General features: G+C 68.5%; 13 protein-coding genes. 7 read left to right on the top strand and 6 right to left on the bottom strand.

Translation table 11 applies throughout. The features are described from left to right. Positions 1-24 precede the first annotated feature (24 nt). Together RBJ65_RS28260 and RBJ65_RS28255 are read right to left on the bottom strand one after the other, a co-directional pair. Complete coding sequence (locus RBJ65_RS28260; protein WP_306317136.1) at positions 25-225, bottom strand: hypothetical protein; 201 nt, start codon at positions 223-225, stop codon at positions 25-27. 697 nt (positions 226-922) lie between these two features. Further along, positions 923-1,537 (bottom strand): TetR/AcrR family transcriptional regulator, encoded by a 615-nt coding sequence (locus tag RBJ65_RS28255; protein WP_306332179.1) that lies wholly within the window; start codon positions 1,535-1,537, stop codon positions 923-925. A 149-nt stretch (positions 1,538-1,686) separates the two neighbouring features. Between RBJ65_RS28255 and RBJ65_RS28250 the strand changes: the two genes are divergently transcribed. The 4 genes from RBJ65_RS28250 to RBJ65_RS28235 all read left to right on the top strand — a co-directional run bounded on the left by RBJ65_RS28250 (position 1,687) and on the right by RBJ65_RS28235 (position 9,121). Continuing rightward, positions 1,687-3,123, top strand: coding sequence for an MFS transporter (locus RBJ65_RS28250; protein WP_306317138.1), 1,437 nt, complete (start codon positions 1,687-1,689; stop codon positions 3,121-3,123). 718 nt (positions 3,124-3,841) lie between these two features. Next, positions 3,842-5,152, top strand: coding sequence for a phosphatidylserine/phosphatidylglycerophosphate/cardiolipin synthase family protein (locus RBJ65_RS28245; protein WP_306317139.1), 1,311 nt, complete (start codon positions 3,842-3,844; stop codon positions 5,150-5,152). Between the two features lie 323 nt (positions 5,153-5,475). Continuing rightward, entirely contained in the window at positions 5,476-7,614 is a 2,139-nt protein-coding gene (locus tag RBJ65_RS28240) for a cellulase family glycosylhydrolase (protein ID WP_306317140.1), read from the top strand. Positions 7,615-7,732: 118 nt separating this feature from the next. Continuing rightward, positions 7,733-9,121 (top strand): cellulase family glycosylhydrolase, encoded by a 1,389-nt coding sequence (locus RBJ65_RS28235; protein ID WP_306317141.1) that lies wholly within the window; start codon positions 7,733-7,735, stop codon positions 9,119-9,121. A gap of 90 nt (positions 9,122-9,211) precedes the next feature. Here RBJ65_RS28235 and RBJ65_RS28230 read toward each other — a convergent pair whose 3' ends face one another. Beyond that, positions 9,212-10,237: a LacI family DNA-binding transcriptional regulator gene (locus tag RBJ65_RS28230; RefSeq protein ID WP_306317142.1), complete on the bottom strand. Its 1,026-nt coding sequence runs from the start codon at positions 10,235-10,237 to the stop codon at positions 9,212-9,214. Positions 10,238-10,375: 138 nt separating this feature from the next. Between RBJ65_RS28230 and RBJ65_RS28225 the strand changes: the two genes are divergently transcribed. Next, on the top strand, positions 10,376-11,458 hold the full coding sequence (locus RBJ65_RS28225) for a dihydrodipicolinate reductase (RefSeq protein ID WP_306317143.1): 1,083 nt from the start codon (positions 10,376-10,378) through the stop codon (positions 11,456-11,458). Positions 11,459-11,469: 11 nt separating this feature from the next. Further along, positions 11,470-11,949, top strand: a complete 480-nt coding sequence (locus tag RBJ65_RS28220) for a carboxymuconolactone decarboxylase family protein (RefSeq protein WP_306317169.1) — start codon at positions 11,470-11,472, stop codon at positions 11,947-11,949. Between the two features lie 43 nt (positions 11,950-11,992). On the opposite strand, the gene RBJ65_RS28215 is transcribed toward RBJ65_RS28220, so the two are convergent. The 3 genes from RBJ65_RS28215 to RBJ65_RS28205 all read right to left on the bottom strand — a co-directional run bounded on the left by RBJ65_RS28215 (position 11,993) and on the right by RBJ65_RS28205 (position 15,876). Beyond that, a complete protein-coding gene (locus RBJ65_RS28215; protein ID WP_306317144.1) occupies positions 11,993-13,627 on the bottom strand; it encodes a GMC oxidoreductase in 1,635 nt (544 codons plus the stop codon). Between the two features lie 102 nt (positions 13,628-13,729). Further along, positions 13,730-14,086, bottom strand: a complete 357-nt coding sequence (locus tag RBJ65_RS28210) for a hypothetical protein (protein WP_306317145.1) — start codon at positions 14,084-14,086, stop codon at positions 13,730-13,732. A gap of 203 nt (positions 14,087-14,289) precedes the next feature. Further along, a complete protein-coding gene (locus RBJ65_RS28205) occupies positions 14,290-15,876 on the bottom strand; it encodes an FG-GAP-like repeat-containing protein (RefSeq protein ID WP_306317146.1) in 1,587 nt (528 codons plus the stop codon). Positions 15,877-16,217: 341 nt separating this feature from the next. On the opposite strand from RBJ65_RS28205, the gene RBJ65_RS28200 reads away from it, so the two are divergent. Next, positions 16,218-17,687 carry a non-reducing end alpha-L-arabinofuranosidase family hydrolase gene (locus tag RBJ65_RS28200; RefSeq protein WP_306317147.1) on the top strand — a complete coding sequence of 490 codons (1,470 nt, stop codon included), beginning with the start codon at positions 16,218-16,220 and terminating at the stop codon, positions 17,685-17,687. The last annotated feature ends 247 nt before the right edge of the window (positions 17,688-17,934 follow it).

Raw genomic sequence — 17,934 nt, 5'->3', positions numbered from 1 at the left:
GGGACGGTTCGCCTCCCGCGAGCGTCACGCCTTGCGGAAGACGTCCTTCACGAGAATCTTGTCGTTCCGAAGGGTGAAGAGGTCAATACCCCGCTGGATGACGGTGCCGTCCTCCTTGCGCAGCGACCATTCGACGACGGCCTGGTCTCCGTTGGCGAGGAAGACGGGCTTCTCGAAGACGCCGTCCATTCCCTGGGCCCTGATCTGGTGCGCCTGCTCGTTCATCTCCTCGATCAGAACGCGGATTTCCCGGCCCCGGACCGGCTTCCTGTTGGCCGCTGTGCAGCCAGAGGTTGGCCAGCAGAACCACCATCAGGTCGTGTCTGTCGTCGTCGGGCCCGCGCCAGGTCCACTCGATGGCCTTCAGGAGATGGTTCCCACGATCGGCAAACCATTCGTTCTGCTCGCGAGAGAGCATGTAGGCATGGGTCAGCCGGCGGGCGTGGCCCCAAATCCAGTCCACGAGACGGGTGTTGGCGGCGGCCGCGTCGCCACTTTCCCGCAGCCGCTCGGCGGCGTACTCGACTGTGCTCGCGGCCCATCGGAACCGGATCTTCTCCGAGTCGCTGTGCACTTGTTGGATCAGTTCCCTGAACTCCAGCACGTCCAGGGCGCCCACCACCTCGATGGCACCGAGCCGGCCGTCCCTGGAGACCACGACGGCCGCTTCGGCATCGAATTCGGGGCCCAGCACCGACAGTCTCCGGAACACCGCACGCTCGTCGGGGGCGAGTTGCTGATAGTGCTGGTCGAGCGGCGATCTCGCCAAGTGGCCGACTTGCGCCCAGCCCTCCAAGTCCTCGGCGGCCGAGCAGTCATCCCAACGGTGCGCGACTTGGACTCCGCCGCTCGTGCTCACGTACTCCACCCGCCCTCTCCCCCTGTCGTCCGTGTGCGCGGCTCCGCAGGTACCGCTCAGCGATCACAGTGCCCGCAGTGGATCCTCTCGGGTTCGCAGCCCGTCCAGCAGCAGACGCAACAGCCGGTCGGCGTGTTCCGCCCCGTCAGGCGCCCGCTCCGCAGCCACCGCGATGGCGTGGGTGAACGTGATCAGGTCAGAGACCTCCAGTTCCGGGGCGAACGAGCCGGCCGCCTTGGCCCGCTCCAGCAAGGGGGCGGCCGCGCCGTCGAGCGCCTCCCTGCAATACCGGAACAGCTCCGAGCCACCGTCCTTGTTGTCCGCGGCGAGCGCCGCGGCGAGCCCGCGCCGCATCGTCAGCCGGATGAGACTGCGGAGCCATACGACGATGCCGTCCATCGGCGACTCGGCCGCGAGGAGGTTCTCCGCCTCCTTGCACAGCGCGGCGATCCGTTCCCAGAACACGGCCGCCAACAGAGCGTCGCGGGTGGCGAAGTGGCGGTAGAGCGTGCCGGAGCCGAGCCCGGCCCTGCGGACGACGTCGTCCAGCGGTACCTCCGTGCCCCGTTCGTCGAACAAGTCGTCCGCCGCGGCCACCAGACGGTCGTAGTTCCGCCGGGCATCCGTCCTGACCGGCCGCGGGGGCAGGCTCGGTGGAGCCGGCCTTGAGCGCTGCATCAAGCCTCCATATTGCAAATCGGAGAGTATCCCCCGTATCGTACTCGCTACACCCGGAGAGGACTCCCCGCTTTTATGTCCGGGCACTCCCACCCGAACAAGCCATCATCCGTTGGCGAGCGCCGGCTCGCCGGAGGAGGCTCCGAACCTTGTCCAGCACCGCGCTCCCCAGCCAGGACGTAAAGGCCCCCGCACACCGCGGCGCCATCCTGACCGTCATCCTCTGCGTCCAACTCCTCAGCGCCATCGACATCACCGTGATGAACATGGCCCTGCCAAAGATCCAGAACTCCCTGGACGTCTCGCCCACCGGGCTGTCCTGGGTACTCAACGCCTACACCCTGGTGTACGGCGGATTCCTACTGCTCGGCGGGCGCATGGGCGACATCCTCGGCAACCGCAGAGCCCTGATGACCGGTGTCGCGCTCTTCACCCTGGCCTCGTTCGCCGGAGGCTGCGCCCAGGAAACCTGGTGGCTGCTCACCGCCCGTGCACTGCAGGGCCTGGGCGCGGCTCTGGCCCTGCCGTCCACCCTGGCACTGATCGTGAGGACCTTTACCGACCAGGAAGAACGCACAAAGGCCCTCGGAATCTCCGTCATGGCCTCCGGTATCGGCTCCACGGGCGGCCTGCTCCTCGGCGGCGTCCTCACGAACCTCGCCTCCTGGCGGTGGGTGCTGTTCATCAACGTGCCCATCGGCCTGGCGGTGCTCATCCTGACACCCCGGCTGATCCCCGCGGCCGAGCCCCAGGGCGGCCGATTCGACGGAGCCGGGGCGCTGCTCGGCACCGCGGGCATGAGCGCGCTGGTGTACGGCTTCGTCCACGCCGCCGACGCCGGGTGGGCCGACACCCTCACCGTGGGTTCCTTCGCCGCGGGAGTCGTACTGCTCGGCCTGCTCGTGCTGGTGGAGGCCCGGCATCCCCAACCGGTCCTGAACCTGGGCCTGTTCACCCATCGCAACCGAGCCGGCGGCTTCCTCGTCTTCGTCTGCTCCGGCGGCGCGATGTTCGGGATGTTCTTCTTCCTGACCCAATTCGTGCAGAACGTACTGGACATGAATCCGATCGAGGCCGGATTCGCCTTCCTGCCGATGTCCCTCGGGATGGTGCTGGTGCCGCGGACGCTGACCCCGAAGATCGTCAAGCGCTACAACCCGAAGACATCCATGACGATCGGCCTGCTGTTGGTCGCCGCCGCGATGACGTGGCTGACACAGATCTCGTCGTCGACCGGGTACTTCAGCGGCATCATGCTCCCCATGCTCTTGGCCGGAGCCGGTGTTGGCCTGCTCAACGCACCGCTCGCCGGAATCATCCTCGCCGACATCCCTCCGAAGGAGGCGGGCGGTGCGTCCGGCGCGCTGCAGTCGGTCGGCATGATCGGTGGTTCGATCGGTACCGCGGTGCTGGTCACCATCTTCGGCAACGCCCTGCGCACACACGGCGGGGGTACGACCAAGGCCTCCCTGGCGGACAGCATCGCGACCACGTGTGTGGGCGGGCTGGCATTCGCAGCCGTGGGACTGTTCCTGGTACTGGCCGTCATCCGCACCCCCGAACCGGAGTCAGCCGGACTGTCGTAGCCCCAGGAGAGGGAGAGGTCACTCGCGGGCCGACCAGCCGCACTCCATGGCGTCGTGATCGCCCCTTGATCTGCCGGCCCGTCCACCGGGCCGAAGCCCAGCCCTCCGCCGAGGCGGCCTGCTCGGCGGAGGCGGTCGTGCGCCCATCGACGCGTTCTCCGTCGCCTTCTGGTCCTGCCGCATCTGCGCCGCCGCACGCGGCCCACCGAACGCGCGGAGCGGCCGGCTCGCCCTCTGGCTCAACATGCGCAGCGTCACAGCCGATTCCCCGCTTTCTCGTGCAACCCTCGGGCGCCCTTGCGCGTCTTCTGTTTGCCGAACGACGGTCACGCCTCGAACAACTTCGGGCAAACACCGACGAACCGGCACCTCATCGACGCGGGATGTCCGCCGGACACCTCTGCCCCCTGCAGGAGCCCAACGCATGGCCACGCACATACGCCCTACCACCCCGCCCAGCCCCTCCGAAGCAGGCGACGGCTGCCTGACGTTCGGAGCGAACGCCGTCAACTGACCCGAGGCCATGGGCAGTTCATCCAGCGGGATGACGCCGGATGACGGGCGATGCGATCCCGTCACCCCGAACTGCCTGACAGGCCCGCGCCGCGACATCGACCACCAGGCCCAACTCGGCGACCACGCACGGGTCGATCAGCACAGCGCCCCTCCCCGAACTCCTCATCATCAACAACCCACTGAAAGCCCGAAAGGCCCGTCCATGAAGCGAAGAACCCTCACGTTGATCACCGCACTGGCCGTCACCGCGCTGTCGCCGACAACGGCACAGGCGGCGGTCAAGCAGGCCAAGGCTCCGCTCAGTTGCGAGTCGCGGACGTTCACCTCAAGCCCGGGCCCGCGCTTCAACGACCCGGAGGACCCCGACGCCCAGATGAACGTCATGGGCCCGATCATCGAGTCGATCAACAGCGCCAGTTGCGGGCAGACCATACGCGTCGCCATGTACTCGATAGGCAGCACGCGGCCGGGCCCGGAATTCGCGGGCGCCCTGATCACCGCGCACCAGCGCGGCGTCATCGTCAAGGCGCTGATGGACTCCCACAGCGACAACGCGGTCTGGCAGTCGCTGGTCACCGAGTTGGGCAACGACCCGCGCGCCTCCAGCTTCGCCGCGATGTGCCCGGGCGGCTGCCTGACCCACTACTCCGGCTCCGCCCTGCACGCGAAGTACTACATGCTCAGTGGCGGGAGCGACGCGAACAGGACGGTGACCGTCAGCAGCGCCAACCCCACCTCCGCCCAGGTCAAGACCGCGTGGAACAGCAGCGCCACCGTCAAGGGCAACGTCGACCTGTACAACTCCTACGTCCGCTACTTCACCGCCATGTCCAAGGGGGCACAGGGCGGCCCGGGCCCGCTGATGCCCGACTACTACAACTCCACCAGTGGCACGGCCGCCAGGACGACGGTGTCCCCGCCCTCGTACCAGTGGCCCAAGGCGCGCACCAAGAGCAACACCTGGGTCGACTTCCTGAACAACGTCAAGGCACCGGCCACGATCAACATCGCCATGTTCCAGTGGACCTCTCAGGGACAGTCGGGCGACCCGAACTATCTGGAGCTGCCGAAGAAGCTGGTGAGCCTGGCGAAATCCGGCGTCAAGATACGCATACTCTTCACCGCCGGCCAGGTCGACGGCAGCGTCGAGAACTACCTGCGGGACCGGACGAACATCGAGGTGCACGACACCAGCCGCGGCACCGACGCGAACGGCAACGCTCTGCACTACACGCACAACAAGTACATGATGATCAGCGGCGGTTACGCGGGGGCGAGCAACGCCAAACTCGTGTTCACCGGCTCCGCGAACTGGACCAGCAACGCCGTCTGGCACAACGACGAGTCGGACCTGAAGCTGGTCGGACAGTCCAGCTACGACATGTTCATGGCGGACTGGCAGAACCAGTACAACCGCTGCTGCGGGACCGTGGTGCGGAAGTTGAGCGCCGAGGAGCGCGCAGAGAACACGGCACCCGAGATCCCGATCGACCCGAAGCAGCTGCAGCAGTAGGACACGTGGGGCCCGGTGAGGCCCCCGGCCGGTCGCCTCACCTCTGCGAGGCGACCGCCCCCTCTCGAACTTCCGGTTCCAGTGGGCCACTGCCGGCCCACCAGAGGAAGTCCCAAGCAGTCGTGGGCACTTGACGGCCATACGACGCCGCCAACCCGCCGCCACCCGACGCTGAACTCCGCGGCCGAAAGGACCTGGCCGCCTTCGTTCAAAAGGTTGACAGCCCCCAAGGCGCCTGGCTTCATGAACAGCGCGCAATTCTGGGAGCGCTCCCAACGCTGTTCCATGTTTCTTGCTCCGGCCATGCGACAGAAAGGGACATCGTGGGACCGTCATCAGGACGAGGCCGCGCCGGGCCGTTCCAGCGCGTCCAGGTGCTGCTCGCTACGGCACTGACCACCGGATTATTACTGTTCGGGACCGGGCCGGCGCCCGCGGCAGAGGCGCGACCGGCCCCCGCGCGCAGCGAGGCGGCCGCCGCCGCACCCGGCGACGACTGGCTGCACACCAAGGGCAACAAGATCGTTGACGCGAACGGGGACGAGGTCTGGCTCACCGGCGCCAACTGGTTCGGCTTCAACGCCGGCGAACGGGTCTTCCACGGACTGTGGTCCGCCAACATCAACGACATCACCAAGTCGATGGCCGACCGCGGCATCAACATCGTCCGCGTGCCCATCTCCACCCAACTCCTCCTGGAGTGGAAGAACGGCCAGGCCACCGTCCCGAGCGGCGTCAACACCTACGCCAATCCCGAGCTCGCGGGCAAGACCTCCGTGCAGGTCTTCGACCACTGGCTCGCCCTGTGCAAGCAGTACGGCATCAAGGTCATGCTGGACGTGCACAGCGCCGAGGCCGACAACTCCGGCCACGTCTACCCGGTGTGGTGGAAGGGCAGCATCACCTCCGAGGACTTCTACACCGCCTGGGAGTGGGTGACCGCTCGCTACAAGAACGACGACACCGTCGTCGCCATGGACGTCAAGAACGAGCCGCACGGCACGGCGGGCACGTCGCCGCGGGCCAAGTGGGACGGCTCGACGGACCAGGACAACTTCAAGTACGTGTGCGAGACCGCCGGCAAGCGCATGCTCGCCATCAACCCCCACCTGCTGGTGCTCTGCGAGGGCATCGAGATCTATCCCAAGTCCGGTGCGGACTGGACCTCCACCACGGGCGCCGACTACCACTCGGCCTGGTGGGGCGGCAATCTGCGCGGCGCCCGCGACCATCCCGTGGACCTCGGCGCGCACAGCGACCAGCTCGTGTACTCCCCGCACGACTACGGCCCGCTGGTCCACCAGCAGCCCTGGTTCACCGGTGACTGGAACCGCGGCACGCTAGAGCGCGACGTCTGGGACCCGAACTGGCTCTACCTGCACAAGGAGAACAAGGCCCCGCTGCTGATCGGCGAGTGGGGCGGCTTCCTCGACGGCGGCCCGAACCAGAAGTGGATGACCGCGCTGCGGGACCTCGTCGTCGAGCACCGGATCCACCAGACGTTCTGGTGCCTCAACCCCAACTCCGGCGACACGGGCGGCCTGTTGCTGAACGACTGGAAGTCCTGGGACGAGGAGAAGTACGCCCTGCTCAAGCCGGCACTCTGGCAGCACGGCGGCGAGTTCGTCAGCCTCGACCACGAGGTTCCCCTGGGCGGCGCCGGCAGCACCACCGGCATCAGCCTGAGCGACGTGTACGACGGCCCGACGGACCCCGACGACACCCAGGCGCCCACCACCCCCACCGGTCTGACCGGCACGGCCAAGACCTCCACCAGCGTCACGCTGTCCTGGACGGCGTCGACCGACAACACCCGGGTGACCGGGTACGACGTCTACCGGGGAACGACCAGGGTGAACGCGGCGCCGGTGACCGGCACGACCTACACCGACACCGGGCTCTCGCCCTCCACGGCGTACGGCTACACCGTGCGGGCCCGGGACGCGGCAGGCAACGTCTCCGCTCCCTCGGCGGCACTGACCATCACCACGGAGTCGCCGGACACCCCGTCCGGGGCCCTGAAGGTGCGGTACAAGAACGACGACAACTCCGCGACGGACAACGCCATCCGGCCCTCGCTCCAAGTCCTGAACGCCGGCTCGTCCGCCGTGAAACTCGACGACGTCACGGTCCGCTACTACTTCACACGCGACGGCTCGGCCTCCGTGAACGCCTGGTGCGACTACGCGGCCGTGGGCTGCGCGCAGGTCAAGCTGCGGGTCGTGCCGCTGACGACGGCCGTACCGGGCGCGGACGCCTATGTGGAGGTGAGCTTCACGGGCGGCTCGTTGGCCGGCGGCGGCACCACCGGTGACCTCCAGTTGAGGATGAGCAAGGCGGACTGGTCGAACTTCGACGAGACGAACGACTACAGCCGGAAGGCCTCGACGACGTACACCGACGCACCGGCCGTTCCCGCGTACACCGGCACGGCCCTGGCCTGGGGAACGCCCCCGGCCTGAGCCGCCGCACGGCGAGCAGGGCGAAACCCGTCCCCGAGCTGTTCTTGATCCCCGAGCCATATTGGGAGCGCTCCCAATGCAAGTTTCATCGGCATACATCGGCACACGAGGAGCGAGTGTGAAACGTCTACTGGCCCTACTGGCGACCTGCGCGACGATCCTTGGCCTCACCGTTCTCGTCAGCCCACCGGCGTCGGCCGCCGCGGGCTGCAGAGTCGACTACACGATCACCAACCAGTGGTCGGGAGGATTCCAGGCCGGGGTGAAGATCACCAACCTGGGCGATCCCGTCAGTGGCTGGACCCTGAAGTGGTCCTGGTCCGACGGTGGGCAGAAGGTGACCCAGGGCTGGAACGCCACCTGGTCGCAGTCCGGCTCCACGGTCAGCGCCACCAACGTGGACTGGAACCGCACCCTGGCCACCGGCGGCGCCACCGACCTGGGCCTCACGGCGACGTTCACGGGCGCCAACCCGAAGCCCGCCGCCTTCGCTCTCAACGGCGTGACCTGCACCGGCTCCATCGGCGGCGAGGAGCCCCCGCCGGACCCGGATCCCGGCCAGCCCACCGGCACCCCGGTCGGCGTCAACGGGCAGCTCAAGGTGTGCGGCGTCCACCTGTGCAACCAGTACAACCGCCCCGTCCAGCTGCGCGGCATGAGCACGCACGGCCTTCAGTGGTTCAGCAAGTGCTACAACAACGCCTCCATGGACGCGCTGGCCGGGGACTGGAAGTCGGACCTGTTGCGCCTCGCCATGTACGTGCAGGAGGACGGCTACGAGACCGACCCGGCGGGCTTCACCAGCCGGGTGAACAGCCTTGTCGACATGGCCGAGGCCCGCGGCATGTACGCCATGATCGACTTCCACACCCTGACGCCGGGCGACCCGACCTACAACCTCGCACGGGCCAAGACGTTCTTCGCGTCCGTCGCCGCCCGCAACGCCGACAAGAAGAACGTGATCTACGAGATCGCCAATGAGCCCAACGGCGTGAGCTGGTCGACCATCAAGAACTACGCCGAGCAGGTCATCCCGGTCATCCGCGCCGCCGACCCGGACGCCGTCGTCATCGTCGGCACACGTGGCTGGTCCTCGCTCGGCGTCTCGGACGGCTCCAACGAGTCGGAGGTCGTCAACAACCCGGTCAACGCCACCAACATCATGTACACGTTCCACTTCTACGCCGCCAGCCACAAGGACAACTACCGCGCCGCGGTGAGCCGTGCGGCCCAGAAACTGCCGCTGTTCGTCACCGAGTTCGGGACGGTGACCTACACCGGCGGAGGCGCGGTCGACCGCGCCAGTTCCACGGCCTGGCTGGATCTGCTGGACCAGTTGAAGATCGGCTACGCCAACTGGACCTACTCCGACGCCGATGAGGGCGCCGCGGCGCTCAAACCCGGCACGTGCGACGGCACCGACTACGCCGGCAGCGGTGTGCTGACGGAATCGGGGGCGCTGGTCAAGAGCCGTATCAGCACGCCCGACGCCTTCCCCACCAGCTGAACCCGCCGGGGCTCCGGCCTTGCCGGAGCCCCTCCGCTCGATGCCGGGCGGTGAGGCGGGCGAGCGGGGGCGATCCGGAGGGCGAGCGGGTCAGGCGGAGTCGCGGAGCACCAGTTCCGTACGCAGGCTGACATGCCGCCAGGCCACTCCCGAATCCTCCATTTCCTCCAGAAGCAGCCGCACCATGGTCCGGCCGATCTCCTGGAGCGGTTGGCGCACGGTCGTCAAGGTCGGGTCCGTGCGCTGCGCCAGGAGGAAGTCGTCGAATCCGATCACCGCGACGTCCCGCGGCACTCGGCGGCCCGCCGCCCGCAAGGCGTTCAGCGCTCCGGCGGCCATGCTGTCCGACGCGGCGAACACGGCGTCGATCTCCGGCTCCCGCTCGATGAGTTCCGCCATCGCCGTGCGGCCGCTCTGCTCGGTGAAGTCCCCTTCGACGACCCAGGACGGCTTCGCGTAGAGGCCCGCGCGGTCCAGCGCTTCGCGGTAGCCACGCAGCCGGCACTGGGCAACGTACATGTCGAGCGGCCCGGTGATGGTCGCGACCGCGCGGCGGCCGCTGTTCAGCAGGTGGGTGACCGCGCTCCGGGCGCCCCCGGCGTTGTCCGCGTCCACGTAGGTGATGCTCTCGTCGCCCGAGCGACGGCCCAGCATGACGGTGGGCACCCCGGCGTCCGCGAGCATGTCGGGCAGTGGGTCCTCGGCGTGCACGGACATCAGCAGCACTCCGTCGACCCGGCCGCCACGCGCGTACTCGACGAAGCGCTTCCGCTCCTCGCTCGTGCATACCTGCGTGAGCAGTAGTTGCATCCTGGTATCGGTCAACGCGTCCCCGACGGAACGAATGGTCTCCGAGAAGAACGGCTCGGCGAATTTCCGCCAGTCGGGCTCCGTCATCACCAGAGCGATCGCGTCCGCACGATGCCCGGCCAGTGACCGGGCCGCCAGGTTGGGCACGTACTCGAGCTCGGCGATGGCACGCTGCACGGTGCGGCGCGTCGACTCCTTCACCCCTGCCACGTTGTTGATGACACGGGAGACGGTGCCCCGCCCCACACCGGCGAGCGCGGCCACCTGCTCCAAGGTCGGCCCCGCGCCGGGGCGTTGCTTGCCCATGTGTTTCCCCCCACCCACGAGAAGAGCCCAATATTACGGCCCTGGCCGACCGTGATCGACAGGCTGACGCTGCGGCGGGGGCGGCAACCCACGTGGCGGGTCTATGAACTGACGACACGTCAAGTTACGCTCCGGCGCATGACTTCCACGGTGGTCTGGGGCACCGGGAACGTGGGACGCGCGGCGATCCGAGCCGTCGACGCCCACCCCGGGCTCGAACTCTGCGGCGTGCTCGTGCACGACCCCGCCAAGGACGGCCGCGACGCGGGCGACCTGGCCGGTTACGACCACGCCCTCGGTCTCACCGCGACGACGGACGTCGACGCGGTGCTCGCGGCCCGGCCCGGCGCCGTCTTCTACGCGGCCTCCGGCGAACTGCGCCCCGCCGAGGCCCTCGACGACATCTGCCGCGCACTGCGCGCAGGCGCCGTCGTCGTCTCCCCCGCCCTCTATCCGCTCTACGACCACCGCGGCGCACCGCCCGACTTCACCGATCCGGTGCGCGCCGCCATCGCGGAGGGCGGCGGCTCGCTGTTCGTGTCCGGCGTCGACCCCGGCTGGGCCAACGACGTACTGCCCCTGCTGGTCAGCGGACTCGGCACCCACATCGACGTACTGCGCTGCCAGGAGATCTTCGACTACTCGACGTACGACCAGGAGGACTCGGTACGCGACCTCGTCGGCATGGGACACCCCATGGAGTACGAGCCCCTGATGCTGGCGGAGTCCATACCGACGATGGTGTGGGGCGGGCAGCTGAGGCTGATGGCGCGGGCGCTCGGGGTCGAACTCGACGAGATCCGCGAGACGTTGGAGCGTCGGCCCCTGGAGAGCGACGTCACGACGGCGACCATGGGCGCCTTCGCCGCGGGCACCCAGGGCGCGGTCCGCTTCGAGGTGCAGGGCGTCGTGGACGGCGAGGTGCGCATCGTCGTCGAGCACGTGACGCGGATCCATCCGTCCTGTGCGCCCGACTGGCCGGTGCCGCCCGGTGGCGGGGCCGGCGCGCACCGGGTGATCGTCGAGGGCCGCCCGCGCATCGAGGTCACCGTCCAGGCCACCGACGAGGGCGGCAACCACGCGGCGGGCGGAAACGCGACCGCCGTCGGGCGTCTCGTCGGCGCGATCGACTGGCTCGTGGCCGCGCCGCCCGGACTCTACGACGCGCTCGACGTGCCGGTGTCCCCCGCCGTCGGCCGACTCGGAAGGAAGCAGCCATGAGCGAAGCAGCCATGAGGATCGACATACCTGACGGCCAGGAACCCATCCCGTACGTGTGGGGCGAGATGGTGCCCGGCATCGGGCCCGCGGCGGCGCAGTTCTCCATGGCCGTGTACGACCACTCGACCCTGGGGCTGCGGGAGTTCGAGGCCGCGCGGCTGCGGATCGCGCAGCTCAACGGGTGCCTGTTCTGCCTGGACTGGCGCACCGAGCGGGACGGCGAGAAGGTCGAGGAGTCGTTCGTCGACGCCGTCGAGGACTGGCGCGAGACCGACGCGTTCGACGACCGGACCCGGCTCGCGGCCGAGTACGCGGAGCGGTACGCCGTCGACCACCACGGCCTGGACGAGGAGTTCTGGAAGCGGATGACCGCCCACTACAGCCAGGCCGAGATCGTGGAGCTGAGCATGGCCATCGGCTCCTGGCTGGCCTTCGGACGGCTCAATCATGTGTTGGGTCTCGACACGGTGTGCGCGCTGCCCAAGCCGTGAACCCCCGTGCGGCGGCCACGACTTGGGCAGGTTGTCGTGGCCGTCAGAGGTCAGTGGCGACAATCTTGGCGATATTGCGCTCGGCGAGCGCCGTGATGGTCACGAACGGGTTGACGCTGGTGTTGCCCGGGATCAGCGCGCCGTCGATGACGTAGAGGCCCGAATAGCCGTGCAGACGGCCGTAGTTGTCGGTCGCCTTGTTCAGTACGGCGCCGCCCAGCGGATGGTACGTGAGGTGGTCGCCCCAGATCTTGTACGTACCGAACAGGTCGGTGCGGTAGATCGTGCCCTCCTTCGCGTTGATCTTGTCGAAGATGGTCTTGGCCGCGTTGATCCCCGACTGCTTCCACGCCGTCTGCCAGTTCAGGTCCACGCCGCCGGACGTCGGGTTGTACGTGAACTCGGCCCGGTACGGGTTCTTCGTGATGGACAGATAGAACGACGCGTACGTCTCGATGCCGGTCGGCAGCGGCGCCACTTCGGCGAAGGCGCCGCCCGCGGCCCAGTTGTCGATGCCGCCGGTGGGGATCGACGCCTGGAGCGAACCGGTCGGGTCCCACAGGTGGTTGGCGCGCCCGCACATGACGTTGCCGTTGTCGCCCCAGCCCTTGCCGATCTCGCCGTTGAGCGCGGGCAGGACGCCGGTCGCCCTGAGCCGGGTGAGGAGCTTGCTGGTGCCGACGCTGCCCGCTGCGAAGAAGACCCGGTCCGCGGTGACTTCCTTGGTGGCCGTGACGGTGCCGGCGGTGTCGAGCTGGTCCATGCGCACGGTGTAGCCGCCGCCCGCGGCCGGGGCGACCGAAGTCACCTTGTGCAGCGGGGAGATGGTGACCTTTCCGGTGGCGGCGGCCCGCGCGAGGTAGGTCTTCTGCAGTGACTTCTTGCCGTAGTTGTTGCCGTAGAGGATCTCCCCCGCGAGCGCCGACTTCGGCACTGTCCCCGCGGCCTCCTGCTTCATGTAGTCCCAGTCGTACACGTCGGGGACGAACACGAACGGGAAGCCCGAACGCTGGGCGTGCTTACGGCCGACGCGCGCGTACTGGTAGCACTCGGCGGTCTCGAACCAGGTCGGGTCGATGGTGGCGACGCCGAGCCCCGCGTTGGCGCGCGGGTAGTACGTGCCGTACATCTCGCCCGGGTCCACGGACGGCAGGATCGCCGCGAAGTTCTCCCGCTTGGGCGTCACCGCCATACCGCCGTTGACCAGCGAGCCGCCGCCGACGCCGCGGCCCTGGTAGACGGTGATGCCGGCGAACTCCTCGGCGTCCAGGATCCCGGTGTACTTCGGGATGTCCTTGTCGATCGGGAAGCCGAGGAAGTTGCTCAGGGGCTGCTTGGTTCTGGATCTCAGCCAGAAGGATCTCTTGTCGGGTGCGGTGGTGTTGGCGAATATCTTGCCGTCGGATCCCGGGGTGTCCCAGGCCATGCCCATCTCCACCATCCGCACGTCGACCCCGGCCTCGGCGAGCCGGAGCGCCGCCACGGAGCCCCCGTACCCGGTGCCGATGACGAGGGCGGGCAGCCGCGCCCCGTCGACGACGGGAGCGACGGCCGCCGCGGCCGCGGCGGCGCCGTGACCACTGAGGGCCACGGCGCCGAGAAGAGAACTCGTTCCTGCGAGGAAGCCTCGACGGGAGATCCCGTTACGGGCCACTTCAGGGCGGGTTGAGTCGGTCATCGCACGTTCCTCACTCTCGACGGAATGGGAACGAGTTCTACTGTTGATCGCCAATCAAGTCGATGCATACCGATAGGTAACGTGAGTCCAATTCGCGACAACTTATCCGGATCTTGGACGCCAGTCGCCCCGGGGGCGGTGGGCCCTGATGTCCAGAGGCCGGCCGTCGGGGTCGCGTGCTGTCGCCGTCCACTGGGTGGGCAAGGTCTCGATCTCTCCGACCGCCCGGCCCAGAGGGTCGAGATCGGTGCTGGGGGCGGTGTCGGTTTCGACGAACATGAGGTGGTCCGCCCCACCGGCATCGATGACCGCGATCCGCGGATCGGACGCGGTGGCGGCACGCTCGAACGCGAGCCGGGCGCCGAGCAGTTCCGTGCGGATGGTGGCGGCGGTGACGCCCCCGGCGAGGGCGGCGAGTTCGGTGGTGACAGGGCGCAGCGGTACGCGATCTGTGCTCACTGTCAGCCCTCACCCGCCCTGGACGCGCCTGATTCCCGATCGCGCCTGCCGGTTCCGTGCAACTGGTGGGCAAGCAACAGCCACTTGCGGGCCGACCAATCGTGGCCTGCGTCGCACCCAGGCGGCGGTCATGCTGGTCGTCTTCGCGCCCCTGGCCATGCGGGTCTACCGGACCAGGAGTTGACCCCGCTTCCACTCCTCCGCTACCGGGCGATCCCGCCCCCTCCCATGTACAGGCGCAGCTTTCCGGTGGGCTCGAAGGCGTCGCCGTACAGCCGGGTGACTCCGCCTGTGGACAGGCCCTCCGCCGTGCCGGGCAGCACCCAGGCGGCGCTGCGGACCTTGTTGTCCCCGGGTGCGGCCACCGTCAGGTCGGCCCGGTGGTCGCCGTCCATGTCCACGAGGCGCACGGCCATCCCGAACGTGGCTCGCGCGCTCTTCCTGCCGCCGATGTCGCCCGCGTCGACGGCCTGAGCCCCTTCACCGGTGAGGCCGTTGGGCCCACCCCGCAGGAGCAGCACCTGTTCCGGACCGGTCTTCGCGTACGCCTTGCTCCGGGGCGAGCCGGCCACCACGTCCGCGTAGCCGTCGCCGTTGACGTCACCGGTGTCCAGGGAGACCAGGGCCGCGTCCTCGTCCTGGGGTTCCTCGCCGGGTACGCCGGGGGTGTCGCGGTCGATGGTGGCTGAGCGCTTCCCCTTCCCCGGCCCCTCCTCGGAGCCGTACACGACGGTCACCGCGCTGTGGCTCACCTTGCCGCGCCGGGGGCTGAGCACGAGGTCGGCGAGTCCGTCGCCGTCCACGTCGCCGACGGCTACGGCCGCCGCGTCGGGGAGGTCGATGTCCGCTGCCTGGGCGAGACCGCCGCGGCGTGCGTGGAGGTAGCTCACCGGCCAACGTTCCTCGAACTCGGCGGTGCCGAGGGGCTCTTCGTGGTGGAGCGCCAGCAGTTCGTCGGAGCCGTCGCCGTCCAGGTCCCCGGCGACGAGGTCGCTGTAGTTCGCGGAGGTGATGTCCTTCGACGGCCGACTCGGCGCGGCCACCGGGCCGGTCGCCGCCGGGGCGCCGTCGCGGGTGAAGGGGCCTTTGAGCAGGCCCTTGCCGGAACCGAGCCCGAAGACCAGGTCGGCATGCCCGTCCCCGTCGAAGTCACCGGCGACGAGATGCTCCTCCAGGGCCTGGTCCAGTACCCAGGAGACATGGCTGCCGTCCGTCCCCGGAACGCGGACGGCTTCCTTCAGCCCGTCCGGGGACCCCCACATGACGATCACGCCCGGTTCGTCGTCGAAGACGGCGCTCGCGAGGTCGGTGTACCCGTCCCCGTCGAGGTCGCGGGCCACCACGTCGGACCCGAAGTACGCCTCGTAGTTGGCCTTCCCCGGGATCCCCGCGTCGTTCTGCGTGAGGTACTGGCACCGGGCGAGCCCGGTCCCGTCACCCGACCCGTACGCCACCGCGATGCTGCCGCCGGCGCCGGCGTTCTCGACATCGCCCAGTGCCCCCATGGCCAGGTCGGGGTGCCCGTCACCGTCGAAGTTGGCGGCGGGCGCGGTACCGGCCGGTGTCCTGGCACCTTTCGCCGCCGTCCCGGAGGGCGCGGTGCCGTGAACAGAGGTGTGGCAGGTGCGGGGTGCGGCGATGGCCTCGGGGCCCGACTTCGCCACCACCACCGCGACCGTGCCGGCGACCGCGACGACAGCCGCACCGCCCGCGACCACCCACCGGCGCTTGCCGCCACGCTTGCGCGGGGTCCTCCGCGCGTTGCCTTCGACGTCCATGTGATCAAGCACGTCTCGACGGTGTGCGGTGGTTCCACGCGGGGGACGGCCGCCAGTGCGCCGACGGTCAGCCGTCGAGCGTGACAACCCCAACGGAGTTTCCGTTACTCACCCGAGAATTCCGAACCGCCTCACCCGTCATGACGTCCTGTCACATTCATTGATGCGGCGGCTACTTGTAGACAGATCGGCGACAACCCTTGACCGGGCGGACCCACATTCCTAGCTTGTGGCGTCAACGGATCCGGGAACCTTCCGAAAGTTTTCGAAACCATCCCCGTACCCCCCGTACCCCCCGTACCCCCCGTACCCCCCGTACCCCCCGTACCCCCGTACTCCAAGGAGGCCCTCCGATGCGGTTACGTCGCCCGTCCCCGATCCGACTCAGACGCCTGCTCGCCGTCCTGTCCCCCCTGCTGCTCCTGGCCGCCTTCCTCGGCGCCCAGCCCGCCGCGGCGGCGACCGTCGACCCCAGCGCCTCGTACGTCCTGGTCAACCGCAACAGCGGCAAGGCGCTTGACGTCTACAACATGGCGACCAACGACGGCGCCCGCATCACCCAGTGGTCCAGGAACGACCAGAGCCAGCAGCAGTGGCAGTTCGTCGATTCCGGCGACGGCTCCTACCGCATCAAGTCCCGCCTCTCGGGCAAGGTGCTCGACATCTACAACTGGTCCACCGCGAACGGCGGTTCCATCGTCCAGTGGACCGACCTGAACGCCACCAACCAGCAGTGGCGACTGGCCGACAGCGCGGACGGCTACGTACGGCTGATCTCGCGGCACAGCGGCAAGGCCCTCGAAGTACAGGGCGGCTCCACCGCCGACGGCGCGAACATCGTCCAGTACGACGACTGGGGCGGCGCCAACCAGCAGTGGAAGCTCGTCAAGGTCGGCGACGACACCACCCCAACGCCGTGCGATCTGCCCCCGACCTACCGCTGGTCGTCCACGGGCGCGCTGGCGCAGCCCAAGTCGGGCTGGGTCTCCCTCAAGGACTTCACCGTCGTCCCGCACAACGGCAAGCAGCTCGTCTACGCGACGACGCACGACACGGGGACGAGTTGGGGCTCGATGAACTTCACCCCGTTCACCAACTGGTCGGACATGGCGTCGGCCGGCCAGAACACCATGTCGTCGGCCACGGTCGCGCCCACGCTCTTCTACTTCGCGCCGAAGAACATCTGGGTGCTCACCTATCAGTGGGGCGGGAGCGCCTTCTCGTACCGGACGTCGAGCGACCCCACCAACGCGAACGGCTGGTCCGCCCCGCAGACGCTGTTCTCCGGAAGCATCACGGGCTCCGGAACCGGCCCCATCGACCAGACGCTCATCGGCGACGGCACGAACATGTACCTGTTCTTCGCCGGTGACAACGGCAAGATCTACCGGGCCGGCATGCCGATCGGGAACTTCCCGGGCAGCTTCGGCACGAACTCGACCGTGGTCATGAGCGACACGACGAACAACCTGTTCGAGGCCCCGCAGGTCTACAAGCTCCAGGGCCAGAACCGCTACCTCATGATCGTCGAGGCGATCGGCTCACAGGGCCGCTACTTCCGCTCGTTCACCGCCACCAGCCTGAACGGCTCCTGGACACCCCAGGCCGCGACCGAGAACAACCCCTTCGCCGGCAAGGCCAACAGCGGCGCCACCTGGACCAACGACATCAGCCACGGCGAACTACTCCGCACCGGCCCCGATCAGACCATGACCGTCGACCCCTGCAACCTGCAGCTGCTCTACCAGGGACGCAGCCCGGCCTCCGGCGGAGACTACGGCCTCCTGCCCTACCGGCCGGGCCTGTTGACCCTGCAACGCTGACGGCCGCCTCCCGAGGTGACCCGACTACTTGAGGCCGACCCCCGCCCCCTCGGCAGCAGCCGATTTGGCGAGATCCAACAGAAATGCCCCATGTCGTACGACACGCCCCCTCGGGCGGCGCCGCTGTCGCACATCACCCTCACGACCTGGTCACGCCCTCCGTATAACCTTGTCGCCGCCGAACACCGGTAACTCGACTGGTTATTGACCCCTTGTCAGGATCCTCTTGACCTCGACACGTCCAGAG

The organism is Streptomyces sp. KL109B, assembly GCF_030766935.1.
GTDB lineage: Bacteria > Actinomycetota > Actinomycetes > Streptomycetales > Streptomycetaceae > Streptomyces.
The sequence above is the reverse complement of the archived record's forward strand: the minus strand, read 5'-3'. Positions and strand labels throughout refer to the sequence as shown.